Source organism: Kluyvera sp. Awk 3 (assembly GCF_028069715.1).
Lineage (GTDB): Bacteria > Pseudomonadota > Gammaproteobacteria > Enterobacterales > Enterobacteriaceae > Kluyvera > Kluyvera georgiana_A.
Genome location: NZ_JANEWH010000238.1, coordinates 1 through 2,934, shown reverse-complemented (window position 1 = coordinate 2,934; position 2,934 = coordinate 1). Strand labels below are relative to the sequence as shown.

Genomic DNA, 2,934 nt, shown 5'->3' with positions numbered 1-2,934 from the left:
ATACTATTTTATGTAAGGAGAATCTTTCTGCAATACGTTCCCGGGCCATCTTACCTATCCGGTCACGCTCAATTTCATTTACTTTCACTACTGTTTGCATAGCCAACACAAGTTGGTCATCTTCACCAGGAGGAACCAACTTTCCGACACGGTCATCATTACCAATGATATCTGCTGGCCCACCACAATCAGTAGCAACAACCATCAACCCGCATGACATTGCTTCAGCAACGACAAGGGCGAATCCTTCATATTTTGATGCCAATACAAATGCATTGCTATTGTTGTAAAACCTACTTAAATCACTTTGCGCACCAGTAAAATTCACACGCTCGCTTAAACCGTGTTCGTTAGCGTATCGCTTCAGGCTCTCTCTTTCAGGCCCATCACCCACTATGGTGAGATCGCTTCCCGGAAGAGATTTCATCGCTTTAAGTATCGATATCTGATTTTTTATGGAAACCAAGCGCCCCACTGTTATCCAGTGAAAGAATTCATCAGATGGTTTTTTTAAGTTCTGAAACACATTTGTATCAATGCAATTGTACACAGTCTTTGTTTTAGCGTAAGGAAAAACGTTATCCCTTACATAACGACGCCATGCTGCATCACTTACAACTGTGTTCAATTCACTAAAATGGTTTGTTAATCGATAAACATAATCCCTTAATTTTCCGCCTTCATATGTGCTATGTGCAGTACAAATAACTGGTATTTTCCTGGTGAACGACTTTACCAGTCGAACCAGAATGTTGGCATGGAACATATGACCATGCACAACATCAGTTTTATTGTTCAATATTATCTTTCGTAATTTAAGTGCAGCATTAATGAATTGTATTTTGTTCTTCATCTCTAATGAGATGACGGGAATTTTTTTCTCTAACAACTTATGTGTTTGAGAAACAGGCGGTGTAAGTGATATAAGACGTACCATATGACCTCGCCTTTTGAGCTCGATCAAGAGATCTATGGCCTGCATCTCTGCGCCACCAATATCCATTCCTGTTATAACAAAATCTATTTTCACTGCATTTACCTTTAATACTAGGCTACACTTTCCATATACTTAGCTAATACTATTTCAGGATCACCTAGTAGTTTTGGTTTTCCACCTTCAAGCCACAAGACTTTATTACATGTCCTAAGGATAACGCTGTTATCGTGTGAGGACAGAACAACCACCTTGGCTCTTTCTTGCAATTCTTCGAATCTTTTCTTTGCTTTATTCAAGAATGAAGCATCACCAGTACCAATGATTTCATCCAGTAACAAAACGTCTGGATCCACAGAAGTGGATACTGCGAAAGCCAGTCGTACTCTCATGCCTGTTGAATAAACACGAATCGGTAGATCGAGATAATCACCTAGTTCGGTAAAAGTTGCTATTTCATCAATCTTAGCTTCAATTTCCTGATTTGACATTCCCAGAAGAAGACCACGAAGTTTAATATTTTGATAACCCGTCGAATCATCATCCATACCCAATGCGATATCCAGAAGTGGAACTATCTTTCCTTTTCTTACTATCCTACCAGCGGTTGGCTCATAAATTCCTGCAAGTAATTTAAGTAAAGTAGACTTACCTGCCCCATTATTACCAATCAGACCAAGTTTATCCCCTTCCGCTAAACTGAAAGAAAGGCCATCTAATGACTTGACAGTAACAGTTTTACTTTCTTTTTGAGATGAAATCACTCCACGAGTCAGGTTAGCAACCTGGGATTTAAAAGATCTACTTTTCGCGTCGAATACAGGAAATTCAACTGCAACATTATTCAGTTCGATTAAATTAGTCATACCTATACCCAATACGCAATGCGGTCTTTACATTTACCAAATACAAAAAGCGTTACCAGAACGCCAACTACGAAGAGTATTATCGAGTTGTAATAACAGTAGGCTGCAGGGAATTTACCAACCAAAGGAGAACGAATAATTTCAATGAACCATGCAAAAGGATTAAGTTTTAAGAGCAAACTGTATTTAGCAAGCATTGTTCCTGAAAAAAGGATAGGTGTAATATAAAACACCACCTGCATAAAACTCATGACCATTTGGGGGAAATCACGAAAACGAACTGAGATAATAGCAAATAAAGTTGCAATCCAAATCAGATTTGCCAGAACGATAGCAAAACCAACTATGAAAAATGGGAACGTTTTTATTGTAAAGACATTAAATAGTAGTAATACTATAATAACTATAACTATGTTATGGCAGAGCATCATAAAGTTGCGCCATAGCATTTGCATTATATATATGAACTTTTTAGTAGGTAACTGGCTAATAAACGATGCAGACGAAATAAACGTCACACATCCTTCGTTGATTACCCCACTAATAAAGTTCCAGAATACCAGACCAATGGCAAGCATTGGCAGATATTCCTTAACTTCAAGTTTGAAGAGTTCTCCGTAAATGACCCCCAGCGCAATGATAAGCACTGCCATACTCAAGGTAATCCAAAATGGCCCTACAATAGAACGTTTATAACGCTGTCTTAATTCGAGCCAACCTAAAGTTGTCCACAAATGCCAGGCTTTAATTGATGCTGATATATCTTTTAATGATTCTTTCATTGTGTTAACTCTTTATACAACTCTCTTTTGACTTCATCTAAATTAGCGTTATAGCTTTCAGCAAAAGCGTTAAGTAGTGATTTAACTTCCTGATAATTGTCTCGGACTAAAATCAGACGATTCCTTATAGCAGTGGGATTATCAACCTCTGGCTCTACCAGATAGTGCTCAAGTTTAGCATTACCTTTATATATATTCCCGGCCGGCCCAACGATACACGGTGTGCCCACACTGACAGATTCCAAAGCAATCATGGGCGAACATTCGGTATTCGTTACGTATGATACCACATGCAAATTAGATAGCAGCTCAACAAATTTTTTATTGTTCAAATTACCATTCAATTCGATCA

General features: G+C 38.2%; 3 protein-coding genes and 1 pseudogene. All 4 read right to left on the bottom strand.

Annotation, left to right across the window (positions count from 1 at the left end; genetic code table 11):
- Positions 1-1,030: glycosyltransferase (locus NNN71_RS24160; protein ID WP_271459538.1), on the bottom strand; the 1,030-nt coding region annotated here is incomplete at its 3' end.
- Positions 1,031-1,047: 17 nt separating this feature from the next.
- On the bottom strand, positions 1,048-1,800 hold the full coding sequence (locus NNN71_RS24155) for an ABC transporter ATP-binding protein (RefSeq protein WP_271459537.1): 753 nt from the start codon (positions 1,798-1,800) through the stop codon (positions 1,048-1,050).
- 2 nt (positions 1,801-1,802) lie between these two features.
- Positions 1,803-2,582 carry an ABC transporter permease gene (locus tag NNN71_RS24150; protein WP_271459536.1) on the bottom strand — a complete coding sequence of 260 codons (780 nt, stop codon included), beginning with the start codon at positions 2,580-2,582 and terminating at the stop codon, positions 1,803-1,805.
- Positions 2,579-2,934, bottom strand: a pseudogene (locus tag NNN71_RS24145) (glycosyltransferase); the annotation flags it as partial. The gene NNN71_RS24150 and the pseudogene NNN71_RS24145, both read right to left, overlap by 4 nt.